24 protein-coding genes and 2 tRNA genes are annotated in these 25,077 nt (G+C 65.5%); 14 read left to right on the plus strand and 12 right to left on the minus strand.

The genetic code is table 11. The annotated features are described in order from the left end of the window. Window position 1: 1 nt before the first annotated feature. The gene (wrbA, locus tag ACGFK1_RS02350; RefSeq protein ID WP_393424991.1) at window positions 2–601 is read right to left on the minus strand and encodes an NAD(P)H:quinone oxidoreductase; all 600 of its coding nucleotides are present in this window, start codon (window positions 599–601) and stop codon (window positions 2–4) included. Between the two features lie 47 nt (window positions 602–648). Further along, window positions 649–2,079, minus strand: coding sequence for a phytoene desaturase family protein (locus ACGFK1_RS02355; protein WP_393424994.1), 1,431 nt, complete (start codon window positions 2,077–2,079; stop codon window positions 649–651). 32 nt (window positions 2,080–2,111) lie between these two features. Between ACGFK1_RS02355 and serA the strand changes: the two genes are divergently transcribed. The 4 genes from serA to ACGFK1_RS02375 are packed head-to-tail and all read left to right on the plus strand — an operon-like array spanning window position 2,112 to window position 5,582. Beyond that, complete coding sequence (serA, locus tag ACGFK1_RS02360; RefSeq protein WP_393424997.1) at window positions 2,112–3,695, plus strand: phosphoglycerate dehydrogenase; 1,584 nt, start codon at window positions 2,112–2,114, stop codon at window positions 3,693–3,695. Then, the gene (locus ACGFK1_RS02365) at window positions 3,695–4,705 is read left to right on the plus strand and encodes a 3-isopropylmalate dehydrogenase (RefSeq protein WP_393425000.1); all 1,011 of its coding nucleotides are present in this window, start codon (window positions 3,695–3,697) and stop codon (window positions 4,703–4,705) included. Before serA ends, ACGFK1_RS02365 begins: the two co-directional genes overlap by 1 nt. 10 nt (window positions 4,706–4,715) lie before the next feature. Beyond that, complete coding sequence (locus ACGFK1_RS02370) at window positions 4,716–5,312, plus strand: hypothetical protein (protein WP_393425003.1); 597 nt, start codon at window positions 4,716–4,718, stop codon at window positions 5,310–5,312. A 36-nt stretch (window positions 5,313–5,348) separates the two neighbouring features. Next, window positions 5,349–5,582, plus strand: a complete 234-nt coding sequence (locus ACGFK1_RS02375; RefSeq protein ID WP_393425006.1) for a hypothetical protein — start codon at window positions 5,349–5,351, stop codon at window positions 5,580–5,582. Window positions 5,583–5,944: 362 nt separating this feature from the next. Here ACGFK1_RS02375 and ACGFK1_RS02380 read toward each other — a convergent pair whose 3' ends face one another. From ACGFK1_RS02380 to ACGFK1_RS02390, 3 genes are read right to left on the minus strand one after another with little or no spacing between them, the layout of a single operon-like run. Further along, window positions 5,945–6,376, minus strand: a complete 432-nt coding sequence (locus ACGFK1_RS02380) for a hypothetical protein (RefSeq protein WP_393425009.1) — start codon at window positions 6,374–6,376, stop codon at window positions 5,945–5,947. Beyond that, window positions 6,366–6,872, minus strand: coding sequence for a pyridoxamine 5'-phosphate oxidase family protein (locus ACGFK1_RS02385; protein WP_393425012.1), 507 nt, complete (start codon window positions 6,870–6,872; stop codon window positions 6,366–6,368). The genes ACGFK1_RS02380 and ACGFK1_RS02385 overlap by 11 nt, the downstream gene beginning before the upstream one ends. Window positions 6,873–6,899: 27 nt before the next feature. Beyond that, entirely contained in the window at window positions 6,900–8,042 is a 1,143-nt protein-coding gene (locus ACGFK1_RS02390; RefSeq protein ID WP_393426289.1) for an MFS transporter, read from the minus strand. A 143-nt stretch (window positions 8,043–8,185) separates the two neighbouring features. On the opposite strand from ACGFK1_RS02390, the gene ACGFK1_RS02395 reads away from it, so the two are divergent. The 4 genes from ACGFK1_RS02395 (at window position 8,186) to ACGFK1_RS02410 (ending at window position 10,799) form a co-directional block, all read left to right on the plus strand. Continuing rightward, entirely contained in the window at window positions 8,186–8,971 is a 786-nt protein-coding gene (locus ACGFK1_RS02395) for a fumarylacetoacetate hydrolase family protein (protein ID WP_393425015.1), read from the plus strand. Between the two features lie 20 nt (window positions 8,972–8,991). Beyond that, a complete protein-coding gene (gene gltX / locus ACGFK1_RS02400) occupies window positions 8,992–10,479 on the plus strand; it encodes a glutamate--tRNA ligase (protein ID WP_393426292.1) in 1,488 nt (495 codons plus the stop codon). A gap of 118 nt (window positions 10,480–10,597) precedes the next feature. Then, window positions 10,598–10,669 (plus strand) — tRNA-Gln (locus ACGFK1_RS02405). Window positions 10,670–10,726: 57 nt separating this feature from the next. Further along, window positions 10,727–10,799 (plus strand) — tRNA-Glu (locus tag ACGFK1_RS02410). Between the two features lie 76 nt (window positions 10,800–10,875). Here ACGFK1_RS02410 and ACGFK1_RS02415 read toward each other — a convergent pair. From ACGFK1_RS02415 to ACGFK1_RS02425, 3 genes are all read right to left on the minus strand, one after another. Continuing rightward, on the minus strand, window positions 10,876–12,093 hold the full coding sequence (locus ACGFK1_RS02415; RefSeq protein ID WP_393425018.1) for a DUF1501 domain-containing protein: 1,218 nt from the start codon (window positions 12,091–12,093) through the stop codon (window positions 10,876–10,878). Window positions 12,094–12,105: 12 nt separating this feature from the next. Next, the gene (locus tag ACGFK1_RS02420; RefSeq protein ID WP_393425021.1) at window positions 12,106–13,422 is read right to left on the minus strand and encodes a DUF1800 family protein; all 1,317 of its coding nucleotides are present in this window, start codon (window positions 13,420–13,422) and stop codon (window positions 12,106–12,108) included. A 108-nt stretch (window positions 13,423–13,530) separates the two neighbouring features. Next, window positions 13,531–14,232, minus strand: a complete 702-nt coding sequence (locus ACGFK1_RS02425) for an IclR family transcriptional regulator (RefSeq protein ID WP_393425024.1) — start codon at window positions 14,230–14,232, stop codon at window positions 13,531–13,533. 30 nt (window positions 14,233–14,262) lie between these two features. Between ACGFK1_RS02425 and leuC the strand changes: the two genes are divergently transcribed. The 3 genes from leuC (at window position 14,263) to ACGFK1_RS02440 (ending at window position 17,136) form a co-directional block, all read left to right on the plus strand. After that, complete coding sequence (leuC, locus tag ACGFK1_RS02430; protein ID WP_393425027.1) at window positions 14,263–15,696, plus strand: 3-isopropylmalate dehydratase large subunit; 1,434 nt, start codon at window positions 14,263–14,265, stop codon at window positions 15,694–15,696. A gap of 12 nt (window positions 15,697–15,708) precedes the next feature. Then, window positions 15,709–16,302 (plus strand): 3-isopropylmalate dehydratase small subunit, encoded by a 594-nt coding sequence (gene leuD / locus ACGFK1_RS02435; protein ID WP_393425030.1) that lies wholly within the window; start codon window positions 15,709–15,711, stop codon window positions 16,300–16,302. A 192-nt stretch (window positions 16,303–16,494) separates the two neighbouring features. Then, on the plus strand, window positions 16,495–17,136 hold the full coding sequence (locus ACGFK1_RS02440; RefSeq protein WP_393425033.1) for an HU family DNA-binding protein: 642 nt from the start codon (window positions 16,495–16,497) through the stop codon (window positions 17,134–17,136). A gap of 114 nt (window positions 17,137–17,250) precedes the next feature. Here the strand turns inward: ACGFK1_RS02440 and ACGFK1_RS02445 are convergent, their stop codons facing one another. The 3 genes from ACGFK1_RS02445 to cofC form a co-directional block, all read right to left on the minus strand. Then, window positions 17,251–18,180, minus strand: coding sequence for an NUDIX domain-containing protein (locus ACGFK1_RS02445; protein WP_393425036.1), 930 nt, complete (start codon window positions 18,178–18,180; stop codon window positions 17,251–17,253). A gap of 47 nt (window positions 18,181–18,227) precedes the next feature. After that, window positions 18,228–20,381: an RNA degradosome polyphosphate kinase gene (locus ACGFK1_RS02450; RefSeq protein WP_393425039.1), complete on the minus strand. Its 2,154-nt coding sequence runs from the start codon at window positions 20,379–20,381 to the stop codon at window positions 18,228–18,230. Window positions 20,382–20,447: 66 nt separating this feature from the next. Then, complete coding sequence (cofC, locus tag ACGFK1_RS02455) at window positions 20,448–21,101, minus strand: 2-phospho-L-lactate guanylyltransferase (RefSeq protein WP_393425042.1); 654 nt, start codon at window positions 21,099–21,101, stop codon at window positions 20,448–20,450. A 125-nt stretch (window positions 21,102–21,226) separates the two neighbouring features. Here cofC and ACGFK1_RS02460 point away from each other — a divergent pair, with 125 nt between their 5' ends. The 3 genes from ACGFK1_RS02460 to ACGFK1_RS02470 all read left to right on the plus strand — a co-directional run bounded on the left by ACGFK1_RS02460 (window position 21,227) and on the right by ACGFK1_RS02470 (window position 24,559). Next, window positions 21,227–22,207 (plus strand): NAD(P)H-dependent glycerol-3-phosphate dehydrogenase, encoded by a 981-nt coding sequence (locus ACGFK1_RS02460; RefSeq protein ID WP_393426295.1) that lies wholly within the window; start codon window positions 21,227–21,229, stop codon window positions 22,205–22,207. Window positions 22,208–22,214: 7 nt separating this feature from the next. Next, on the plus strand, window positions 22,215–23,318 hold the full coding sequence (locus ACGFK1_RS02465) for a cystathionine gamma-lyase (protein WP_393425045.1): 1,104 nt from the start codon (window positions 22,215–22,217) through the stop codon (window positions 23,316–23,318). A gap of 122 nt (window positions 23,319–23,440) precedes the next feature. Continuing rightward, on the plus strand, window positions 23,441–24,559 hold the full coding sequence (locus tag ACGFK1_RS02470; RefSeq protein WP_393425048.1) for a D-alanine--D-alanine ligase family protein: 1,119 nt from the start codon (window positions 23,441–23,443) through the stop codon (window positions 24,557–24,559). On the opposite strand, the gene ACGFK1_RS02475 is transcribed toward ACGFK1_RS02470, so the two are convergent. After that, window positions 24,556–25,050 (minus strand): DUF3515 domain-containing protein, encoded by a 495-nt coding sequence (locus ACGFK1_RS02475; RefSeq protein ID WP_393426298.1) that lies wholly within the window; start codon window positions 25,048–25,050, stop codon window positions 24,556–24,558. The genes ACGFK1_RS02470 and ACGFK1_RS02475 overlap by 4 nt on opposite strands. Between the last annotated feature and the right edge of the window lie 27 nt (window positions 25,051–25,077).

Consider the following 25,077-nt stretch of genomic DNA (forward strand, 5'->3'; position numbering starts at 1 on the left):
GTCAGCGGGCCAGGCGATCGGCGACCGCGACGACCCGTTTGGCCAGGTGATCGAGTGCATTGGTGGTGGCCTCGTCGATTTCGCTGATGTTGTCGTGGCCCGCGATGAGGCCGACGCCGTAGGGGTTGCCGTCGACGAATTTCAATGCGTCGGTGTATCCGGGTGGCACGATGATGCCGCCGAAGTGCATCAAGGTGACGTACAGCGTGAGCAGCGTGGTCTCCTGCCCGCCGTGCGCAGTGTTGCTCGACGTGAACGCGGCGTACACCTTGTCGGCGAGGTCGCCCTGCGACCACAGGCCGCCGAGCGAGTCGAGGAAATCCCGCAATTGCGAAGCGACCGAACCGAATCGCGTCGGCGACCCGAATATCACGGCATCGGCCCATACGATGTCGTCGCCCGTCGCGTGTGGCAGATCCCTGGTGGCTTCGTAGTTCGCCGTCCACGCGGGATTGTGGGCGAATGACGCCGGGTCACGCGTTTCGGCGACCGGACGGATGCGGACCTCGGCACCTGCCGTCTCGGCGGCCATGGCGACGCGCCGGGCCATCGTGGTGCCGTGTCCGGTGGCGGAGTAGTAGATCACCGCGAGTTTCGTCACGACAGCAGCCTAGTGACGCTGGGGTAGCGGTATCGGCAGTTTCAGTGTCACGGCGAAAGCCTGGGCAGGTTTTTGATGCCGAACTCGCGGCGCAGCACGGTGCGTGCCGCGTAGTACCCGGCCATCCCGTGTACGCCACCGCCAGGTGGTGTGGCCGAAGAGCACAGGTACACCTTCGGGATCGGCGTGCTCCATGGGTTGAGTCGCGGCGTCGGCCCTGCCAGCGCGTGGACCAACGTATTGCCGCCGACGCCGATGTCGCCGCCGACGAGGTTGGCGTTGTGGTCGGCCAACCGCGATGCGGGTATCGAGCGGACCGCCACCACGACGTCGCGGAAACCGGGCGCGAATCGCTCGAAAAGCGTTGTGACGGTCTCGCTTTGATCGATAGTAGAACCAGAGGGCACGTGCGCATAGGTCCACAGCGGGCGTCGGCCCTGTGCGTCGATGCGGGTGGGATCGACAAGATGCGGCAACGCCGCGAGCACCATCGGCCATTCCGGATGGCGCCCGGCGGCGGATTCCCGCTCGGCGTGCGCCATCTGTTCGCGGGTGCCGCCCATGTGCAACGTCGGAGCGTCAGCCAGTCGCGGGTCCGCCCAAGGGATTTCGCCGGACAACACGAAATCCACCTTTGCCACCCCCGGGCCGAACCGGTAGCGCCGCAGTGCCTTCGCGTAACGGGCGGGAACCCGATCGCCGTAGATCGACAGCAGCGCCGTTGGCGCGGTGTCGAAAAGGGCGACGCCCGAGGGAGGTTCGGCGATTTCCTGCCCGGCCGTCAAGGTTCCGCCGTGCGCCTTCAGATCCGCTATCAGCGCATCAGAGATGGCCTGGCTGCCGCCGACGGGTATCGGCCAGCCGACTGTATGCGCCAAGGTGGCCAGCATCAGCCCGGCGCCGGCCGAGACCAACGACGGCATCTGTGAAATGGTATGTGCCGCAACGCCGGTGAACAACGCCCGGGCATCGGCTCCCGACAGTGCGCGCCAGGCAGGCGTGCCCTGCTCGAGCAGTCGCATGCCCACTTGGACGGCGGCTATCGGGTCGGTCGGGATCGACCTCTTGTCGCCGAGTAGCACCTTCAGCACCGCGTCGTCGCGTTCGACGAGCGGGCCGAGCAGGCGGCGCCACGACGCGCCATTGGTCAACTCCGCGCACGTGCGGTCCAGGTCGTGATAGCCGACGGCGGCGGGTCGGCCCGGTAGCGGGTTCGCATACGCCACCCTCGGAACCTTGAGGGTGACGCCCCGGGCAGGCAGGTCGAACTCGGCGAGAAAAGGTGAGGCCAGCGCCAGCGGATGCACAGCCGAGCAGATGTCGTGCGCCACCCCGGCAAACTCGGGGTCGGCCAGCGTGCGTGCCCCGCCGCCGAAAGTGGGTTGAGCCTCGAACACCTGCACTGACAGCCCGGCCCTCGCACAGATGACGGCGGCCGCCAGCCCGTTGGGTCCACTGCCGACGACGGTGACGTCCACCTCAGTATTAGAGCCCACTACGCTGTGTGAACGTGAGTCTTCCTGTTGTGCTGATTGCCGACAAACTGGCTGAATCGACGGTCGCTGCGCTCGGTGACCAGGTGGAGGTCCGCTGGGTCGACGGACCGGACCGACCCAAGCTGCTGGCCGCGGTGCCGGACGCCGACGCACTGCTGGTGCGCTCGGCGACTACCGTCGACGCCGAGGTACTGGCCGCCGCACCCAAGCTCAAGATCGTGGCGCGCGCCGGTGTCGGCCTGGACAACGTCGACGTCGACGCCGCCACGGCCCGCGGTGTGCTGGTGGTCAACGCGCCGACGTCCAACATCCACAGCGCCGCGGAACACGCGTTGGCGCTGATGCTGGCGGCCGCGCGGGAAATACCCGCGGCCGACGCGTCGCTGCGTGAGCGCACCTGGAAGCGGTCGAAGTTCTCAGGGACCGAGATCTACGGCAAGACCGTCGGCGTGGTGGGCCTCGGCCGCATCGGACAGTTGGTGGCGCAGCGGCTCGCGGCTTTCGGCACCCACGTCGTCGCGTACGACCCGTATGTGTCGGCCGCACGCGCCGCGCAACTGGGCATCGAGTTGCTGAACCTCGACGAGCTGCTGTCGCGCGCCGACTTCATCTCGGTGCACCTGCCGAAGACGCAGGAGACCGCCGGACTGATCGGCAAGGAGGCGCTGGCCAAGACCAAGCCGGGCGTGATCATCGTCAACGCCGCGCGCGGGGGATTGGTCGACGAGGAGGCGCTGGCCGACGCGGTCAGGTCGGGGCATGTCAGGGCCGCAGGCATCGACGTGTTCGCGACCGAGCCGACCACCGACAGTCCGCTGTTCGAACTGCCGCAGGTCGTCGTCACGCCGCACCTCGGCGCGTCGACCAGCGAGGCGCAGGACCGCGCAGGCACCGACGTGGCCGAAAGTGTGCGCCTGGCTCTCGCCGGCGAGTTCGTGCCCGACGCAGTCAATGTCGGTGGTGGCGTAGTCGGCGAAGAGGTCGCGCCGTGGCTCGATCTGGTTCGCAAGCTCGGGGTGCTTGTCGGCGTGTTGTCCAGCGAGCTGCCCGTTTCACTCGCAGTTCAGGTGCGCGGCGAGTTGGCCTCGGAACAGGTTGAGGTGCTGCGTCTTTCGGCGCTGCGCGGGCTGTTCTCGGCTGTCATCGAAGACCCGGTGACCTTCGTCAACGCACCGGCGCTGGCCGCTGAACGGGGTGTGCAGGCCGAAATCAGCACAGCCACTGAGAGTCCCAACCACCGCAGCGTGGTCGATGTGCGGGCGGTATACGCCGACGGCACGACCACCAACGTCGCAGGGACGTTGTCGGGGCCGCAGCAGGTCGAGAAGATCGTCCAGATCAACGGCCGAAATTTCGATCTGCGGGCCGAAGGTGTGTACCTGATCGTCAATTACGTCGATCAACCGGGCACACTCGGCAAGATCGGCACGCTGCTCGGCGGGGCCGCCATCAACATTCACGCGGCTCAGCTCAGCGAGGACGCCGAAGGGCCGGGCGCGACGGTGCTGTTGCGCATCGACCGCGATGTGCCCCCCGATCTGCGGTCCGCGATCGCCGACGCTGTCGGCGCCAAACTGCTGGAAGTGGTGGACCTGTAATGAGACTGGCGGTCATTGCCGGCGACGGCATCGGTCCCGAGGTCATCGGTGAGGCGCTCAAGGTGCTCGACGCCGTCGTGCCCGGTGTCGACAAGACGGAATACGACCTCGGTGCGCGGCGCTACCACGCAACCGGCGAGGTGCTGCCCGACTCGGTGATCGACGAGTTGCGGGACCACGACGCGATCCTGCTCGGCTCCATCGGTGACCCGTCGGTGCCAAGCGGTGTGCTGGAACGGGGCCTGCTGCTGCGCATTCGGTTCACGCTCGACCACCACGTCAACTTGCGGCCGTCGCGGCTGTATCCCGGCGTCAAGAGCCCGCTGGCCGGTGATCCCGACATCGACTTCGTGGTTGTCCGCGAAGGCACCGAGGGTCCCTACACCGGCAATGGCGGAGCCATCCGGGTAGGCACGCCCAACGAAGTCGCCACCGAAGTCAGCGTCAACACCGCGTTCGGTGTTCAGCGGGTAGTGCACGACGCGTTCCGCCGGGCGCAACAGCGCCGCAAACATCTGACGTTGGTGCACAAGAACAACGTGCTGGCGTATGCAGGCGCCTTATGGTGGCGCACGGTGCAGGAGATTGCTGGGCAATACCCCAATGTGGAGATCGCGTATGAGCATGTGGATGCGGCGACGATCCACATGGTGACCGACCCCGGCCGGTTCGACGTGATCGTCACCGACAATCTGTTCGGCGATGTCATCACCGATCTTGCCGCAGCTGTGTGCGGTGGGATCGGGCTCGCCGCGAGCGGCAACATCGATGCGACGCGGAAGAATCCGTCGATGTTTGAACCCGTGCACGGCAGCGCGCCGGACATCGCGGGCCAGGGCATCGCCGACCCGACCGCGGCGATCATGTCCGTGGCGTTGTTGTTGGCACACGTCGGCGAACATGACGCCGCGGCCCGTGTCGACAAGGCCGTCGAACAGCACCTGGCCACCCGCGGCGACGAGAAGCTGACCACGGCGCAGGTCGGCGAGCGGATCGCGGCCAGCCTGTAGGGCGCCCGACGTGGCGACACTGTCTCGGCAGTGCTGGTTGTTCGCGATCGGATCCACGTTGTTCGCGATCGCGACGCTGCCGGGGTTGTCCGCTGTCACAGGTGCCGGCGTGGCCAACCTGTTGTGTTTCATCGGCTCCTGGTTCTTCACCACCGCGGGCTGGATGCAGCTGGTGTTGTCCGGTCCTGCGCTACGCATCGGCTGGCTCTCGGCAGCTGCACAATTCGCAGGCACGATCCTGTTCAACCTCAGTACCGGTGCCGCGTTGTGGGCGCACGCGGTCAAGCCGGAGCGGCGCCTGGTGTGGGCGCCGGACTTCCTCGGCTCGTTGGCGTTTCTGGTGAGCGGGGCGCTCGGCATCGTCGCGGTCACCGCCGTTGTGGGGTTCCTCGAGTTGAGGAACCGTGATTGGCAGGCGGAGTGGATCAACATGATCGGATGCGTCGCGTTCGGCATATCCGCGGTCGGCGCGTTCGTGACGAAATCGGGCGTCACCGAAGATGCTCGGCTCGCGAACGCGGGCACATTCGTCGGGGCCTTGTGCTTTCTGGTGGCGGCTCTGCTGATTCTTCCGCGGCGGGCGAGAGAGCAACCGCCAGCGGTCTAGAACAGTCCGTGCCCGTGATGTGTGCCCCAATGGTGCTTGACGGCCCCACTCGCGGCGGCGTCATCGGACGCCGACACAAACGCCTTCGAGGTGGGTGTCGAGCCCTGGGTAGTCGATGCGGTACCAGTCCGCGACGAGGATGTCGCCGAGTTGTGTGCCGTCGAAGTGGTCACCGAAACTGAGTCGGTGGTGGACCGGGCGCTTGACCCGGATTTCGCCGTCGAACCGGAAGACCTGGATGTGCTCGCCGTCGACGAACCCTTGCTGTAGCCGCCGTTCGGCGTTGCTTTCGCGGAGGTTCGTACAACGTGTTGGTTCGAGGTGTGGCTGGCGTTGCCAGCCGTTGACGGCGCGGCCGCCGCGGGACCGGCGAGCGCGACGCTGAGTCCAGCGGTGGCTACTCCAATGGCGAGAAATGCCGGAACGGGCATGCCCATACCTATCGTCTCCTTACATAGGCGTCAAATAACCAAGCGGCACAACAACTTTAGTTACTAGACTAGAACGCCTAATTGTTATCCCGTATGCCCGCCGCGGCGTTGGCTTTGCGTCCACGGCGCGAATCTGCGGACAGACCGCACTTTGCGTGCAGAGTCGACGAAAAAGATGCCCAGTGAACTCTCAGGCGATGTTCAGCGAGCTTTGGCGCGACGCTGAAGTTCTTTGACGGCGGCCCAATCGACTGGAGGCCGCTGCATGCCGCGCTTGTCGAGGTACTTCTGCGCCGAAGCGCTGTTGGTCCTCAGGAATTGGACGAACGCCAGTCTCGTCGGAGCGTCGAACTTGATGCTCTGGAACACCCAGCCCTCGCCCCGACTTTCGAGGCGCCCCTTGATCTGGATCATGTTGAGCTTCCACAACTTTTCATCGTGGCTGTGGGCCAACAAGTTTGCCTGGCCCTCGACGGGGTGCAGCGCTGCGGGAAACGTCACGGCCAGCGTGCCCGTGGTGGCGTCGTAGTCGCGGGAGTCGACGCGGATGCTGACCGGATACCCGTCCACGTCGACGCCGGTCACCACCACATCGTTGAACTTGTTGAGCCACTTCGCAGCTTCATCCCACACGGCGCACCTCGCTCAGGTCGAGTTCCTCGGGTGAAGCAGAGAAGTCCCGGTCGGGCCAGAACAACGCGCGGCGCGGTGTCACATAGATCAGGATGCGCATGTAATACGACCACCACAGTCGCTTGCCCAGCCACGTGCTCCACAGTGCGCCTGCGGGTTGGCGCGCCATGACCGTTTGCAGCGCCGCCGCGAGGTCGGGATTCGACGCCATGTCGGTCACGATGCGATCCTCCGCGGTGGCGTCGCCCTGGATCAGCACCGCGCCTGGTTGGCTGACGCCACTTCCGGTGGGATCCGAAAACAGCAGGCTCACCTTCGGATTGCGGCGGATGTTGAATGCCTTCTGGGGCAGGCCGATGCTGGTGGCGGCGATCAACCGGCCATCCTCGAGCAACCGCGGGGACACCGGCCACGTCACCGGGGCCCCGTCGCGCGAGAAGGTGGTGAACTCACACGTGAAGTACTTGTCGATGATGTCCAGGTAAGACGCGCTCACGTCGGGAGCGTAACGCTGTGACCTTCCTCAACGGTCGTTATCGACAGGAACCAGGGGCATCGCGATGAGCGGAAACAACGCGCACACGGCGAACGCGACGGGGTAGCCAACGGTCCCGATCAGCGCGCCGAACAGCGGCGGCGCGACGCCGGCGGTCAGCAGTTGGCTGGTGTTCTGGGTGCCGAGCGCGCGCCCGCTCCAGAACGGCCCGGCGATCTCGGCGATAGCGGTGAACGCTAAGCCGTTGTCGGACACGGTGATTACCGAGGCGATCACCATCACCGCCACGCTGACGGGGGAGTCGAGCCAGTCGGTCAGCGCCAACAGCCCCATCGCCGCCGCCGCACCCAGCGCGATGGTGCGGATGGGACGCAGTCGGGAACCCACCAGATCCGACCAGCGGCCCGCCGCGATTCGTCCGCCTGCGCCAAGAAATTGGGCTGCCGTCACCATCGCGCCCGCCGACGCGGCCGACCATCCGCGATCGCTCATCAGCCAAACCAGGGTGAACGTCCACACCACCACCTGCGGCGCCACCAGCAGGCACGACACCGCGTGGATGCGCCACAGCACCGATGAGCCGCGATAGGGGTTGGCGAGGTCGGCTTCGTCGGCCTCGTGCCGCGGCGGGCGCGGCGGGTCGAGCACCGCGACCGCGCACACCACGGCGGACACCGCACAGACCACGGCCGGAAACAGCAGTGCCGCCGACACGCCATGGCTTTCCGCCAGCCGTGGAATCACCAAGGCGCCCAGCCCGACTCCCAGCGGTTGGGCCGTCTGCCGGATGCCCATCACCAGCCCGCGTTGCTGCGGCGGGAACCAGCCGACGACGAGGCGACCGCTGGCCGAATTGCTGCTTGCGGCCGCCATTCCGCCGAGCAGCAGGAAGGCGCCGACGGCGATGAGCGACTGCACCGACGCCGCCGCGAACGCCGCGGCCGCCGTCAGCGCCGAACCCAGCGCCAGCACGATCCGTTCACCCACTCGGTCGACGATGTAACCCCACGCGATCAGCGTGAGCACCATGCCGAGGCTGGGCATCGAGGAGAGCAAGCCGGCCTTCGCCAGATCAAGGCCGCGTTCGGTGTGCAGCGTCGGAATGAGGAACGCCGCGCCGTTGATGAAGACATTGGCGCACAGAGTCGCGCTGAGCGCGATGACCAACATCGACCAGCGGCGCACTGAGCTGATCGTCGCGGTGGGCACCCGGACATCGTCGCACAACGTCTCAAGATGTTGAATTTGTATTTCATATAGTGAGACACCCGCCACGGCGGAGGCGGCGCCGACACGGCCACTACGCTGAGACCATGCGCCTTGGTCGAATCGCCAGTCCAGACGGAGTGGCCTTTGTCAGCATTGAGGGACCCACCGATGACCCGGCAGAAGCGATCGCCAGGGAAATCGCCGAGCATCCCTTCGGCACGCCCAACTTCACCGGACGTCAATGGCCGCTCGCCGACGTGCGACTGCTGGCTCCGATTCTCGCGAGCAAGGTGGTCTGCATCGGCAAGAACTACGCCGCGCACGTCGCCGAGATGGGTGGCGGTGATTTTCCCGACCCAGTTATCTTCCTGAAACCCAACACGGCGATCATCGGTCCGAACGTGCCGATTCAGATGCCCGCCGCTGCGCACCCGGTGCACTTCGAAGGCGAACTGGCCGTGGTGATCGGACGCCCCTGCAAGGACGTTCCCGCCGCGCAGGCCGCCGAGAACATCCTCGGGTACACGATCGGCAACGACGTGACCGCGCGCGATCAGCAGAAGAAGGACGGCCAGTGGACGCGTGCCAAGGGTTACGACACGTTCTGTCCCGTCGGCCCGTGGATCGTGACCGACGTGGACCCTGCCGACCTCAGCCTGCGCACCGAGGTCAACGGTGACGTCAAGCAGGACAGCCGGACATCGCTGCTGATCCATGATGTCGGCGCGATCGTCGAATGGATCTCGGCGGTGATGACGCTGCTGCCCGGCGACCTCATCCTCACCGGGACCCCCGAGGGTGTCGGCCCCATCGAGGACGGCGACACTGTCAGCGTCACCGTCGAGGGCATTGGCACGTTGAGCAATCCTGTTGTGCGCAAAGGAAAATGATGGGGACAGTCACACCCGCGATGAGCGAGGGCAACGTAAGGGTCCGATTCTGTCCGTCGCCGACGGGGACGCCGCACGTCGGGCTGATCCGCACCGCGCTGTTCAATTGGGCTTACGCCCGTCACACCGGCGGCACCTTTGTGTTCCGGTTGGAGGACACCGACGCCCAACGTGACAGCAACGAAAGCTATCTGGCGCTGCTGGACGCGCTGAGTTGGCTCGGGCTGAATTACGACGAGGGTCCGGACATCGGGGGTCCGTACGCGCCCTACCGGCAGTCCGAACGCCGCGATATCTACCGCGACATCGTGCAACGGTTGCTGGACGCGGGCGAGGCGTACGAGGCGTTCTCGACGCCCGACGAGGTCGAAGCCAGACACGTGGCCGCGGGCCGCAACCCCAAGCTCGGTTACGACAATTTCGACCGAGACCTCAGCGACGAGCAACGGGTGGCGTACGTCGCCGAGGGCCGCAAGCCGGTCGTGCGGCTACGCATGCCGGACACCGACATCACGTGGCACGACCTCGTCCGTGGAGAGACCACCTTCGCGGCAGGAACTGTGCCGGACTACGTGTTGACGCGTGCCAGCGGAGATCCGTTGTACCCCTTGGTCAACCCGGTCGATGACGCATTGATGAAGATCACGCATGTCCTGCGCGGGGAGGACATACTGCCGTCAACGCCACGCCAGATCGCGCTCTATCAAGCGTTGATCCGCATCGGTGTCGCCGAATGGGTTCCCCAATTCGGGCATTTGCCAAGCGTTCTCGGGGAGGGCAACAAGAAGCTGTCCAAGCGTGATCCGCAGTCGAATCTGTTTCTGCACCGCGAGCGCGGCTTCATTCCCGAGGGACTGCTCAACTACTTGGCGCTGCTCGGCTGGGGCATCGCCGAAGATCGCGACGTGTTCTACCTCGACGAGATGGTTGCCGCGTTCGACGTCGTCGACGTCAACTCCAACCCCGCGCGGTTCGACCAGAAGAAGGCCGACGCGCTCAACGCCGAACACATCCGGCTGTTGGGGGAGGACGATTTCACCGAGCGACTGCGCGCCTACTTCACCGCAAACGGCCATCACACGGGCCTCGACGCCGCGCAGTTCGCCGAGGCGGCCAAGCTCGTGCAGACCCGCATCGTGGTGCTGGGCGACGCCTGGGATCTGCTCAAGTTCCTCAACGACGGCGAATTCGCGCTCGACGAGAAGGCGGCCGGCAAGGAACTGCGCGGCGACGCGGCCCCCGTGCTGGATGCGGCGATCGGCGCGCTCGAAGAGGTCGGGGACTGGACCACGGCCAAGATCGAAATAGCGCTGAAGGTGGCGTTGTTGGAGAACCTGGCGCTGAAGCCGCGCAAGGCGTTCGGGCCCATCCGGGTGGCGGTCACAGGTGCATCGATCAGCCCGCCGTTGTTCGAGTCGCTCGAGCTTCTGGGCCGCGACCGCAGCTTGACCCGGCTGCGCGCTGGGCGAGAGTACGCGGCCGCCGCCGCGGCCGCAGCAGAGGCGTGAGAAGCCCGCGTTGAATCTTTGGTAATCTGCTCGTCGGCCCGATACAAAAGGCGGTGGCGGCCCTCCGTCGTTTGATCGGGTCAAAAACAGCCTATGACCTGCGGTTATAGGTGGCCAATGGGGTATGGTGTAATTGGCAACACAGCTGATTCTGGTTCAGCCATTCTAGGTTCGAGTCCTGGTACCCCAGCTGCAGTAACGGATTAGGTCGGCATGAATGCGTGCGCTATGCTGGCAATCCGGTTCTGGCCCCGTCGTCTAGCGGCCTAGGACGCCGCCCTCTCACGGCGGTAGCGTGGGTTCGAATCCCATCGGGGCTACTTCTCTTCGCGAGAAGACGCAAGGTCACCCATTTCGACGAGGAATTGGGTGCTTTTGCGTCTGCTCGCCGTCCCTCTACAAGAAGCCGAGCTCTCTGCGTCCAGCGCCGAGCACCCCTTCAGGGTCCGTGTGCAGGGTCTTGCCCAGCAGCTCGTGGTAGATGTCACGAAAGTCGGTCGTGGTCTTCAGGTCGCCGTCGTCGAGGTCGGTGAGGCTCGGCTCGTCGCCGTACAGCCCGCCCTTGACGTGGGCTCCTGCTAGCAAAACAGGACCCGAGGTGCCGTGGTCGGTGCCCGCCGACGCGTTGGCCGCCACCCTGCGGCCGAACTCCGAATACGCCATCACGACCACGTTCCTGCCGAAACTGCTTGTGCGCATGTGCTGCATGAAGGCCGTCAGCCCGTCGTCGAGAGCCTTCAGCAGCGACTGATGCGCCCCGCGCTCATCGGCATGGGTGTCGAAATCGCCGAGCGACACCAGGTAGACCCGGGACGGCACGCCGGCCTTGATGCACGTGGCCACCAGTTCGAGGTCGGCGGCCAGCGTCTGCGCGTTGCCACTGCCCGTCGTCTTGGCACTGGGTGTCGTGCCGTTGACCACCCGTGCGAATTGCGGAGCCGTCTGACTGTTCGCCCGGTACGCCTCGCAGACAGCGGCCATTGCCGTGGTGTCGCGGGGATCGTCGGCGCTCATCGCCGCCAAGGTGGTGGCCAGATCGCCGGGGAGCTGCGGTACCCAATCCGACAACGCTGCGGCAACATGTTTCTCGCCGATTCCCAGCGGTGCGAGAACGGCTCCGATGTTCACCGCACGCAACGGGTCATCGCCCGTCGCGTCGAGCCAGCGGCCGATCCACCCGGTCTTCACCGGCTCATTGGGCGACGCGGTCTGCCAGATGTCCATCGACCGGAAATGACTGCGGTCGTGCTCGGGATACCCGACACCACGCACGATGGCCAGTTCGTTGTCGGTCCACAACGAGTGCAGTCCTTCCAACGCCGGATTGAGTCCGAGCTGCCCGTCCAGCCGCAGGACTTCCTCGGGCGAGTAAGCCAATTCGGGGCGGGCGTCGTGATAAGCCTTGTCAGCGTATGGAATTAGCGTGCTGAGCCCGTCGTTTCCGCCGTACAGGGTGACAATGACCAGAATTCCGCTGCCCGCCGCCAGGGGAGGTTGGCGTTGACCGTGCCGCAACAGGTCGGGCAGAGTGAGCGCTCCCACACCGCCGAGCAGGCCAACCGCGCCCGCGCCGGCGCTGGCGATCAGGAACTTCCTTCTGTCGAATTCCGGCATCGTTGAATCCCGCTATGACGTCAGGTAATCGGGTGCGTTGATCGCGGCGGCGACCAACTGCCGTGGGTCGTGCACAAGGGGCGTCAGCGCCTTCGCCGTGCGGTCGCTCCAACGACCGATTCCGACCAGATAGCCGGCGGCATCGATACGGTCACTCGGTGCGGCTTGCTCCACCACCGACAAATCCCCCGAGCGGGTGAACTTGTCCGCGGCCCATGCGCGTGCCGAGATGCTGCTTGTCGACAGCCACGCCTGACCGCTCGGCCAGCCGCCGACATTCGGTGGATAGAACGGCCGCTGCCCCATCACGGTCAGCGCGACGACGATCGCGTCCAACAGATCCGGATCGTCGATCGGCGCTTTGAGTGCGCGGACCACTCCGATGAGCCATTCGACCGGAGTGTTGACCACGGTGCCCGCGCAACCGGCGAAGTCGGGATCGAGCAGGACCGCTTTGGTCAACGATTTGAGATCGCGCCCCGGTCCGAAGGCGGCGACGAGTCGGTCCAGCGTCCCTGTCGATGGGTCATTGTCGGACGCGAGCATGCGCCACAGCTTCGCCGCGATGAACGTCGCCGAGTGTGGCTGGCCGAGCACGATGTCACAAAAGTCGGCTTCGTCCAACTCACCGGTGACGCCCATCACCGTTTTCAACGTGGTGTCGCGGTGCGTTGCGGCGACGTCGGCACGGCCACCGCGCCCGATGAACCAACCCGTAAGCGCTCGGGCGCCCTCGCGAACGTCGTGTTTGGTGTAGCCGTTTCCGTGTCCGAGCGTGAACAGCTCCATGAACTCGCGCGACAGGTTCTCGTTCGCCGCGCCTGCGCTGTTGCGCACGCCGTCCAGCCAGAACAACATCGCCGCGTCGGTCAACATGGCGTAGGCCAGACTGCGGAAGTCGCCGAGCGACAGCATGCGCAACTTCTGATTCTGGTGCCCCATCCATTCGGCTGCAGGCACTTTCTGCGCCGAGGTCGCGAAGTGGTTGTGCCACAGCAGGGTGAGTTTCTCGTGAATGGGCTCCTCAACGGCGGCCATTCGTCGCACCCACCATGACGTCAGCTCGGTCATCTGATCGAACAGTGTGCGATTGAATTGTCGGAACTCCGCATCGCCTGCGGCGTCATCGGGGAGATCCGGCGTGATGGGCATCGGCCGCGGCGTAGCGAGGGCTCCTGGATCGGAATCGGGGTCGAGGCCGAGCGCATGGTCGAGATAGGCCGACCAGTCCTGGTCTGCGACGGCGTCGATTTGCGGCCCGGTCGCGCCGAAACCGCAACGCCGCAACAGGCGCGCGGTAGCGATCCACCGTGCTGATTGCGACGACAAGTACCGTGACCTTCCAGCGATTCCGCAGAGCCTCAGCGCAAGACGATAAGGCTTTTAGTGCGTCGCCACCGGCCGAACGGCTAGTTGAGAAGCTGCGCAGAGCCGAATCTAGAGTCGGCGCGTAAGCGCTTCGGCGGCCGCCAACAAGTCTGCGGCCCAACGCGCGCCGGGCCGACGTCCCATTCGATCGATCGGGCCGGAAACGGATACCGCGGCGACCACCGCACCGCGACCGTCGCGCACGGGCGCCGAGACACTGGCCACGCCCGGTTCCCGCTCTGCCGCGCTTTGCGCCCAGCCGCGTTTGCGAACCTCCGCCAGTGCCCGGTCGGTGAACAGCGCGGTCGGCAGCACCGCCTGCTGCGTCGCGGCGTCGGCAAATGCCAGCAGGACTTTGGCGCCCGACCCCGCCGTCATCGGCAACCGGGTTCCCACCGGCACCGTATCGCGAAGTCCCGCAGGCGGTTCCAGTGCGGCGACGCAGATTCTCGTCGTACCTTCGCGGCGATAGAGTTGCACGCTCTCGCCGGTGATCTCACGCAGCCGCGGCAGCACCACCGCGCCCGCGGCAAGCAGCGGGTCGCTGACATGCCCGGCCAATTCGGTGAGGGCGGGTCCAAGGTGCCATCGACCGTCGCCATTGCGGCTCAGCAGCCGATGCACCTCGAGGCCAGCGGCCAGCCGATGGGCGGTCGCGCGAGGCAGGCCGGTGCGCTCACACAGTTCGGCAAGTCCGCACGGCGAGCCGGCCACCGCGTGCAGTACGCCCACCGCTTTGTCCAGCACGCCGATGCCGCTATCCTGTCTCACGTAGAGATACTAACGTCCCAGAATGTGAGAATGTCAAGTATGACCACCCCGCGCACCATGGCAGAGAAGGTGTGGGCCGATCACGTCGTGGCCCACGGAACAGGCGAAGGCGCAGCGCGCCACCCGGACCTGATCTACATCGACCTGCACCTCATACATGAGGTGACCAGTCCGCAGGCCTTCGACGGACTTCGGCTCAACGGCCGCACAGTGCGCAGGCCCGACCTGACCATCGCCACCGAGGACCACAACGTGCCGACGGTCGACATCGACAAGCCCATCGCCGACCCGGTGTCGCGTACACAGGTCGAGACGCTGAGACGCAACTGCGAAGAGTTCGGCGTCCGGTTGCATCGGATGGGCGACGTCGAGCAAGGCATCGTGCACATCATCGGCCCGGAATTGGGACTGACTCAGCCGGGCATGACGGTGGTGTGTGGCGACAGCCACACCTCGACGCACGGTGCGTTTGGTGCACTTGCGATGGGCATCGGCACATCCGAGGTCGAACACGTTCTCGCAACGCAGACTCTGCCGCTGCGTCCGTTCAAGACCATGGCGGTCAATGTGGACGGCCCGTTGCCACCCGGGGTCAGTGCCAAAGACATCATCCTCGCGGTGGTCGCGAAGATCGGCACCGGCGGGGGACAGGGGCACGTCATCGAATACCGCGGCAGCGCCATCGAATCGCTGTCCATGGAGGGCCGGATGACGATCTGCAACATGAGCATCGAGGCTGGCGCCCGCGCCGGCATGGTGGCACCGGACGAAACCACGTTCGAATTTCTGCGTGGTCGTCCGCACGCGCCGAAGGGTGCCGAATGGGACGAGGCGATCGCCGCGTGGACGGCCCTGCGCACTGACGAAGGCGCCGAATTCGATACCGAGGTGTACCTCGACGCCTCCACGTTGAGTCCGTTCGTGACATGGGGTACCAACCCCGGCCAGGGCGTGCCGTTGTCGGAGTCGGTGCCCGATCCCGAGCTGATGTCCGCCGAGGATGAACGCCAGTCGGCCGAAAAAGCCTTGGCCTACATGGATCTTCGCCCAGGCACGGCGATGCGCGACATCGCGGTGGACGCCGTCTTCGTCGGTTCGTGCACCAACGGCAGGATCGAGGACTTGCGTGTCGTGGCCGACATCCTGCGTGATCGCAGGGTCGCCGACGGGGTGCGGATGCTCATCGTGCCGGGGTCTATGCGAGTGCGCGCGCAGGCTGAATCCGAGGGGCTGGGCGAGATCTTCACCGCCGCTGGCGCGCAGTGGCGCCAGGCCGGTTGTTCGATGTGTCTTGGCATGAATCCAGACCAGTTGGCGTCCGGCGAGCGTTGCGCGTCGACGTCCAACCGCAATTTCGAGGGCAGGCAAGGAAAAGGCGGGCGGACTCATTTGGTGTCGCCCGCCGTCGCCGCCGCCACCGCTGTACGCGGCACGTTGTCCTCGCCCGCCGACCTGACTCAGTAAAGGGAGATTTTGATGCAAGCCTTTCACACCCACACAGGCATTGGCGTCCCGTTGCGCCGGTCGAATGTGGATACCGACCAAATCATCCCCGCCATCTATCTTAAGCGGGTCACCCGAACAGGTTTCGAGGATGGTCTGTTCGCCGCCTGGCGCGCAGATCCGTCATTCATATTGAATCTGGCACCGTTCGACAAGGGATCGGTGTTGGTCGCGGGTCCCGATTTCGGCACCGGCTCCTCGCGCGAGCATGCCGTCTGGGCATTGATGGACTTCGGCTTCAGGGTCGTTATCTCTTCGAGATTCGCCGACATTTTTCGCGGCAATGCGGGCAAGGCGGGCCTGCTGGCGGCAGAAGTCGCTCAAGATGATGTGGAACTCCTGTGGAAGCTCATCGAGGAGCATCCGGGGGTGGAAATCACTGTGAATCTTCAAGATCGGAATATCGTCGCGGGAACGGTCATGGTGCCGTTCAAGATTGACGATTACACCGCCTGGCGGCTACTCGAAGGGCTCGACGATATAGGCCTTACGCTGCGAAAACTCGATGCGGTCGAGTCCTATGAGGCGAGCCGTCCGAGTTGGAAACCGCGCACTCTGCCGGTGTGATGATTCGGCCGCGGCGAGCCGAAATCGCCACCTTCATCCCAGTTCTCGGGGCCCTCGATTGGAGCCCAAGGGGGGCAAGAAAGTTCGCTAGTTTCGCTTGAAATTGCGCGTGGCTCTTGGAAATCAGTGGTCAATGGGTTTACCGTGTCCTCTAGTCGGTCCAAAGAGGACCACTGGTTTCGGAGGTTTTGCATGAACAAAGCGGAGCTCATCGACGTACTCACGGAGAAATTGGGCTCGGACCGTCGGCAAGCAACGGCGGCGGTGGAGAACGTTGTCGACACCATCGTGCGCGCCGTGCACAAGGGTGACAGTGTCACCATTACCGGCTTCGGCGTATTCGAGCAGCGCCGTCGCGCCGCCCGTGTTGCGCGGAATCCGCGCACTGGCGAGACGGTGAAAGTAAAGCCCACCTCCGTGCCGGCCTTCAGGCCCGGCGCTCAATTCAAAGCGGTTGTCTCTGGCGCACAAAAGCTCCCGGCGGAAGGACCAGCAGTGAAGCGTGGCGTGACGGCGGGCGGCGGCGCCCGCAAGGCCGTGAAGAGAGCGGCCGCGAAGAAGGCGGTGAAGAAGGCCGCCGCCAAGAAGGCCGTGAAGCGCACCGCCGCCAAGAAGGCCGTGAAGCGCGCTGCCGTCAAGAAGGCAGTCAAGCGCACCGCCGCCAAGAAGGCAGTCAAGCGCACCGCCGCCAAGAAGGCAGTGAAGAAAGCCGCCGCCAAGAAGGCAGTCAAGAAGGCCGTGGCCAAGAAGGCTGTCGCCAAGAGGGCCACCGCCAAGAAGACGGCTCGTAAGGCTCCGGCGCGTAAGGCTCCCGCCAAGCGCGGCGGTCGCTAAATCTCGGCATCAGCGCGCCGTGGGTCACCGTGACCCACGGCGCGTCTGTGTGCGGTGAGTCTTGTGGTGCCCCGCGCACTTTGGATTCAACCGGCAGGCGGCCCGGCCGCGACGCTATTTCCTGACGGCCAGAGGGCTGCCGATATGGTCGGCGGCCACCAACCGATCGTCGACGAACGACATCACCCACACGCTGCCTTTGCGGTTGCGCGATTTGTCGGGACGCACCCCGTCGCGCGCTGACCACCACGCAATGAGATCGGGAATCACCTTGCCCTGGGTGCAGATCACGGGCGTGCCTCCGGTCCCGGCAATTTCGACGAACCGGTGCCTGGCCGCCTTACGGCTGTCGGCGTAGGCCTCCTCGGTCAACAACGGCTCGTTGCCGATGCCGACGTCGAGTTCCTCCGCGAGCGGTTCAAGCGTTTGATGACACCGCACTCTGTCCGCGGCGTACAACGCATCGGCACCGAACGCCGTCAGCACACCGACAAGTGACTCGGCCTGGGCACGTCCGCGCTTGTCCAGCGGGCGCTTGCGGTCGTCTCCCTTGTAGCGCGACTTGCTGCCCGCAGTACCGTGCCGCACAATCAGCAGCGTCTTGGTGTTAGCAGGATGCTTTACGAAGTGCCGCAACACTTTTCGGTCATGTGGATACTCAAGCTGCTTCATCGCTTCTGCCACCGGAAGCCACTTGAGTTCATCGACTTCGGCGTTCGGATCGAACTCACCGTCGCCGGCACGGGCCGCCCAGTAGCGCACCTTCTTGACACCTTGCTCGACGGGATAGGTCACCGTGGCGAGGCGCCTGCCGAGGATCGACGAGAAGCCCGTCTCCTCACGAATCTCGCGTACGGCGGTCACCGGTTCGGTTTCGCCGGGATCGACCTTGCCCTTGGGCAGCGACCAGTCGTCGTAGCGCGGGCGGTGGATGATCGCCACCTCAGGCGCCGACAGGTCATCGTTGTGCCGCCACAGGACGGCACCCGCAGCCAGTACGGCCTTGCTGCCCGGGACCGCATCCGGGGAATTCTCCTTCGGCACGTCAACTCCTGCGGGTCATCCGACCGCAACGGGTCGCATCGTCACCTTCACGGATGTCGGTGGCGTTCCATCAGCGACACTTGGTGGTCGCGCACGGATTCGCCCGCGCTCGGCAACGCCGTCCAGTGCCCGTCGGTCCCCAACTCCCAGCAGCGAGTCGCAGGATCCATCGCGGATTCGAACACATCGTTCAATTGCGCGGTCAACCGCGGATCTTTTACTTGCGCCATCACTTCGACTCGCCGATCGAGATTGCGGTGCATCATGTCGGCGCTGCCGATCCAGAACTCGTCGATGGCATTGAAGTGGACGATCCGCGAGTGTTCCAGGAACCGGCCGAGAATCGAACGTACGACGATGTTGTCCGAGTAGCCGGGCGCGCCTGGCTTCAACGCGCAGATGCCACGCACCACCACCTCCACCCGCACTCCCGCCTGAGAAGCGCGGTACAGGGCGTCGATCACCTGTTCATCGACCAACGCGTTGGCCTTCATCCTGATCCGGCCTTGCGCGCCGTCGTGGGTGGCCGCGATCTCGCGCTCGATGCGCTCAATGATCCCCTTGCGCACCCCATATGGCGCCACCAGCAGATTGCGGTATGACTCCTTGCGTGAGTACCCCGTCAGCGAGTTGAACAGATCGGTCAGGTCCGCGCCGATGTCCGGCGCCGCCGTGAGCAGGCCGACATCTTCATACAATCGAGCGGTTTTCGGGTTGTAATTACCCGTGCCGATATGGCAGTAGCGGCGAATCGTCGAACCTTCTCTGCGCACCACCAAACAAGTCTTACAGTGCGTTTTCAATCCGATCAGGCCGTAGACGACGTGCACACCGGCCTGTTCAAGGGCGCGCGCCCACTTGATGTTGGCCTGCTCGTCAAAGCGTGCCTTGATCTCGACGAGCGCGACCACCTGTTTGCCCGCCTCCGCTGCGTCGATGAGCGCGTTGACAATCGGTGAATCGCCGGAGGTGCGGTAGAGCGTCTGCTTGATCGCCAACACGTTGGGGTCGGCGGCGGCCTGCTCGATGAAGCGCTGCACCGTGGTGGAGAACGAATCGTACGGGTGATGGACGAGTACGTCACCGTCGCGCAACGTGGCGAAGATGCTCTTCGGTGTCTCACGTTCACCGAATGCTGGCGGTGTCGCAGGCACGAACGGCGGATCCTTCAACGCGGGGCGGTCCACACCGTAGATCTGCCACAGCGACGAGAGATCCAGAAGACCCGGCACCTCGATCACATCGCCGGGAGCGACGTCGAGTTCACGCAACAACAACTCCAGCATGCTCTCGGTCATATCGTCGGAGACCTCGAGACGCACCGGCGAGCCGAAACGGCGCCGTGCGAGTTCTCGTTCCAGCGCCTGAAGCAGATCCTCGTCCCTGTCCTCTTCGACCTCGAAATCGGCATTGCGGGTGATGCGGAACGCGTGGTGCTCGACGACTTCCAGGCCAGGGAACAACACCGAAAGAAAAGCGGCGATCAACTCCTCCATCGGAAGGAACCGCACGACATCCGAGCTGCCTTCGCGGCGAGCGAGTTCCACGAAGCGGTCCACGTTGTCGGGCACCTTGACGCGAGCGAAGTGCTGGCCGCCGTCGTCGGGATGTTTGACGGTGATCGCAAGGTTGAGACTCAGTCCGCTCACGAAGGGGAACGGATGCGCCGGATCGACCGCCAACGGCGTCAGCACCGGAAAGACTTGTTCGTGAAAGTATGTCGACAGCCGGGAGCGTTCGTCGGAGTCGAGTTCGGCCCACGTGACGATGACGATGCCTTCGTCGGCCAGCGCCGGACGCACGGAGTCGAGGAAGACATGCGCATGCCTGTCGGCGATCTGCTGAGTGCGCTCGTTGATCCGGCGCAATTGTTCGCGCGGCGACAACCCGTCGGCCGACCGGACCGACAGACCCATCTCGTCGCGGCGTTTGAGGCCTGCGACACGCACCATGTAGAACTCGTCGAGGTTGGAGGCGAAGATCGCCAGGAACTTCGCTCGTTCGAGAAGGGGCAATGACGGGTCGGCGGCGAGGGCCAGCACGCGTGCGTTGAAGTCCAGCCAACTGAGTTCGCGGTTGAGGTAGCGATCCTCGGGCAGCGCGTCCTCAACGGTCGGCGACGTCGCGGCGGGTGGCGACTCGGGCGCCGAGTCGACCAAGTCCGCGCTGGCGGGTCGGATCTGGGCTTCGGCTTCGGTCATGGTTCCGATAATCCCTTATTGACTGCTCGCCCGGCTACCGCGATGGCCGATCCCTTCGCCAGCTGTTCATCTGGGGCGGCCGACCGCCTGCGCTGTTGCAGCGCCGACGCCGAGTCGACGAGCGACGAGCAAGTCGTCGGGAGTGTCGATGTCGCATCGCAGGCCGGGCCAGGGCCCGGTCAGCTCGATAGCGCCCGAATGTCGATGGCGCTGAGCCGAATCAGGTCCGAAATGCGGGTCGAGTGCGACACCGAAAGCAAACAAGGCCGACGTTCCGGTGCCGTGTCGGTCGCCGACGAAGCTTCGCGGGTAGCCGCGAGCGGCAGCGATCGCCTCGTTCAGCTCCTGGGGTTGCAGGGCCGGCAAATCACCCTGCAACGCAACGACATTGGGCGTCTGCGCCCGGATTGACGTTTCAGCGGCGGCAATTGCGTTGTTCAACGGATCGCGGTGGCCTTGCGGTGTCGGGTCGATCAGCACGCGCGCCCCGAGCGATCGGGTGGCGTCTGCGGCAACCTCGTCGGGGGTGACAACCGTGATGGAGTGCAGTCCCGGGACCGCGGATGCGGCAGTGATTGTGTCGATCAGCATGGCCAGCACCACACTCTCCCGGGTAGCCGCCGAGAAGACCGGCGCCAGCCTGGTCTTGGCGGCCGACAACCGCTTCACGGCGATCACCAGCGCCACGTCGGCGGCGTCGCCTGTCCTGGTGCCGCTCATGAGCGCCATCCTGCCAGCACCGGCGGTCGCGGTGCGGGGGAGCGGTTGGCCCACCCACGATGGGCATGGCACGAGACCGCAGGCCACCGTTCAACTAATGTGAAGCGGTGGTCGAGGCGGCGGTGATGGGGGCCGGTGCGTGGGGGACGGCGCTGGCGAAGGTCTTGGCTGATGCCGGTAACAACGTCACTTTGTGGGCGCGTCGTCCCGAACTGGCAGATGAGATCAACGCCACCCACCGCAACACCTCTTATCTGAGCGGCGTGCGGCTGCCGACGTCGATTCGCGCGACCAGCGACCCGGCCGAGGCGTTGGCCGGCGCCTGCACGGTGCTACTGGCGGTGCCGTCGCAGACCCTGCGCGCGAACCTTGCGCAGTGGACGGGGCTGATCGGCGACGACGTCACGCTGGTGAGCCTGGCCAAAGGCATCGAGCTGGACACGTTGATGCGGATGAGCCAGGTGGTGGTTCAGGTGACGGGTGTCGACCCGTCGCGGGTGGCGGTGGTCACCGGACCGAACCTGGCCAGTGAGATCGCCGACGAACAGCCGGCGGCGACCGTTGTCGCATGCAGTGACTCCGGCAGGGCGGTGGCCTTGCAACGGGCCTTGTCCACCAAATATCTGCGGCCCTACACCAACGCCGACGTGATCGGAGCCGAGGTCGGCGGCGCGTGCAAGAACGTGATCGCGCTGGCGTGCGGCATGGCGGCAGGCGTCGGACTCGGCGAGAACACCGCGGCCGCGATCATCACCAGAGGGCTCGCCGAGATTATGCGGTTGGGAATAGCCCTTGGCGCCAAACCCGCGACCATGGCGGGGCTCGCAGGCGTCGGCGATCTCGTCGCGACGTGCACCTCCCCGCATTCGCGCAACCGGTCCTTCGGGGAGCGACTGGGCAGAGGCGGCACCATGGAGTCGGCGCTACACGCCGCAGGCGGCCATGTCGCCGAAGGTGTTACGTCGTGCGAATCAGTACTCGCGCTGGCGGCCAGCTATGACGTCGAAATGCCGCTCACCGACGCGGTGCAACGGGTCTGCCACAAGGGGTTGTCCGTCGACGATGCCGTTGCACTGCTGCTCGGGCGCAGCACGAAGCCGGAGTAGATGGCAGATGGACGGCGCGTATGGCGATTCCACCCGCAGCGTCAAAGCCGTTGGCTCGGAGGCGGTCCCGGGTAGCCCCGTCGCGCCTCCGCCCGTTCCCGCGTCCGCGTACCACTTGTCACCCGATGAGACCGAGTCGCTGGACAGTTACGGTCGCAGCTCCAATCCGACATGGCGTCAACTGGAATCAGCGCTCGCAGAACTCGAAGGAGCGGCGACGGCGCTGACATTCGCGTCCGGTATGGCGGCGATCACCGCAGCGTTGAGAGTGCTCGCCAAACCGGGCAGCAAGCTCGTCGTACCTGCGGACGGCTATTATCAGGTGCGCCGTTACGCGGCTGAATACCTTGCGCCACAGGGAGTTACCGTCGTCGAGGCGCAGAGTGCCGACATGTGTGCGGTATCGGCGGATGCCGATGTGGTGCTCGCCGAGACGCCTACCAATCCGGGCCTCGACGTCGTCGATCTGCACCACCTTGCGATGGGCTGTCGCGGCCGCGGCGCCACCTTGATCGTCGACAACACCACCGCGACCCCCCTTGGCCAGCAGCCGTTGTCGTTGGGCGCTGACCTGGTGGTGGCAAGCGCGACGAAAGCACTGTCGGGGCACAGCGATCTGCTCGCCGGCTATGTCGCGGGCAGCCAACCCGACCTGATGCAGGCGATCGAGCGCGACCGGTTGTTGGCTGGGCCGATACTCGGTGCGTTCGAGGCATGGCTGGTGCTGCGCAGCCTCGGCAGTGCCGGGTTGCGGTTCGAACGGCAGTGTCAGAACGCACAGGCGCTCGCGGTGGCGCTGCGTGCGCATCCCGCGGTGAAGTCTGTCCGCTATCCGGGGCTGCCCGGTGATCCGTCGCATCAGATCGCCACCTCGCAGATGAAGCGCTACGGCGGTTTGATCGCCGTGGAGTTGGCCGACGCCGCCGCGGTGCATGTGTTAGTGGAGCGCAGCGCCCTGCTGGTCGCGTCGACCAGCTTCGGCGGCATCCACACCTCGGTGGACCGGCGGGCGCGCTGGGGTGATCCGGTCACAGACGGCTTCGCCAGGATCTCACTTGGCATCGAGGACACCGACGATTTGATTGCCGATTTCGAGGAAGCACTGGGGTAGCGACCGCTCGAACGTGAGCGTGCACTCGAAAAATGCGCGAGATAACGCGCAGAAGTTCCGTTCGGTCCGATCTCACCGCTGAATCCTGCGCCGCCCGGCCGGGCCGGTAGCCTCTCTAGGTTGTGACTGAACAGCCCGCAGCCTCCGGACGCATCCGCGTCGCTGTCGTGTACGGCGGGCGCAGCTCTGAACACGCCATATCGTGCGTTTCGGCCGGCAGCATCCTGCGCAACCTGGACCCGGAGCGGTTCGAGGTGGTTGCCGTCGGCATCACCCCCGGCGGCTCGTGGGTGCTGACCGATGGCAGGCCGGAAACGCTTGCCATCACCGACGGGCGGCTGCCCGAGGTCAGCGGGCAGTCCGGCGCCGAACTGGCGTTACCGGCCGACCCCAGCCGTGGCGGCCAGCTGTTGTCCCTCGGGCAGGGCGGCGAGATGCTCGCGGCCGTCGATGTGGTGTTCCCCGTGCTGCATGGCCCCTACGGCGAGGACGGCACCATTCAGGGCCTGCTCGAGCTCGCCGGGGTGCCGTATGTCGGTGCAGGCGTGTTGGCCAGCGCCACCGGCATGGACAAGGAGTTCACCAAGAAGCTGCTGATCGCCGAGGGCCTGCCGGTCGGTGATCACGTCGTGCTGCGGCCACGGCAGGACACCGTCGAACTCGACGATCGTGAACGGTTGGGGCTGCCGGTGTTCGTCAAACCCGCGCGAGGCGGGTCGTCGATCGGCGTCAGCCGGGTCACGGCGTGGGACCAGTTGCCCTCGGCGATCGAGCTGGCCCGCAGACATGACCCGAAGGTGATTGTCGAGGCGGCGATCCCGGGCCGCGAATTGGAATGCGGCGTCCTGGAATTCCCTGATGGTCGGATCGAGGCCAGCGCTGTCGGCGAGATCCGGGTCGCCGGGGTGCGCGGTCGCGAGGATGGGTTCTACGACTTCGAGACCAAGTACCTCGATGACGCCGCCGAACTGGACGTGCCTGCCAAGATCGATGATGAAGTCGCAGACACGGTGCAGCAGTTGGCCATTCGAGCGTTCAATGCCGTTGACTGCGAAGGCTTGGCGCGCGTCGACTTCTTCCTCACCGAGGACGGGCCGGTGGTCAACGAGATCAATACGATGCCCGGCTTCACGACGATCTCGATGTATCCGCGGATGTGGGCGGCCAGCGGTGTCGACTACCCGACGCTGCTGGCGACCATGGTCGAAACGGCGCTGCGGCGCGGCACCGGTTTGCGTTAGCGCGCCGGCGCGGGATCAATCGGCTTGGCTGGCAAGGTTTTCGAAATAACGTCCGAGATTTCTTGAATCGGCGTCGGTCCAGACCCCTGCGGCAATGTCAGGGCGACGTACACCGCGCGGTCGACCGCCAACCAGGTGCTGCGCCCCTCGTCGGTGAGCTGGAACCATTGCACCTCGTCGACCACTTGCAGCGGCGTCCCGATGGCGAACTCGGCAGGTCGGTCGAGACCGCAACGCAGGACGACCGATTCGCCGTCTGACTTCCAGGCCGCCGCACCGGCCGGGGCCGGCTGAGCCGCGGGGGCGCGGTGGTAGTCACCCAACCGTTCGGGAACCGCGTCAAGGAGCGTCTTGCATTCGGCGCTGTCGGCTTTCGGCGCCGGCACGGGGGGAATCGCCACCGGCTGCTGCGCGGGCGGTGACTGTCGCAGGGCGGCGACGACGAGAAGAGCGACGATCGCACCGGCCGCTACCACGACCGCCGCGATCAGCAATGGCTTCGGGGGTCCGTCGTGGGT

Origin of the sequence: Mycobacterium sp. NPDC048908 (genome assembly GCF_043197955.1) — a bacterium.
In the GTDB taxonomy this organism is placed as follows: Bacteria; Actinomycetota; Actinomycetes; order Mycobacteriales; family Mycobacteriaceae; genus Mycobacterium.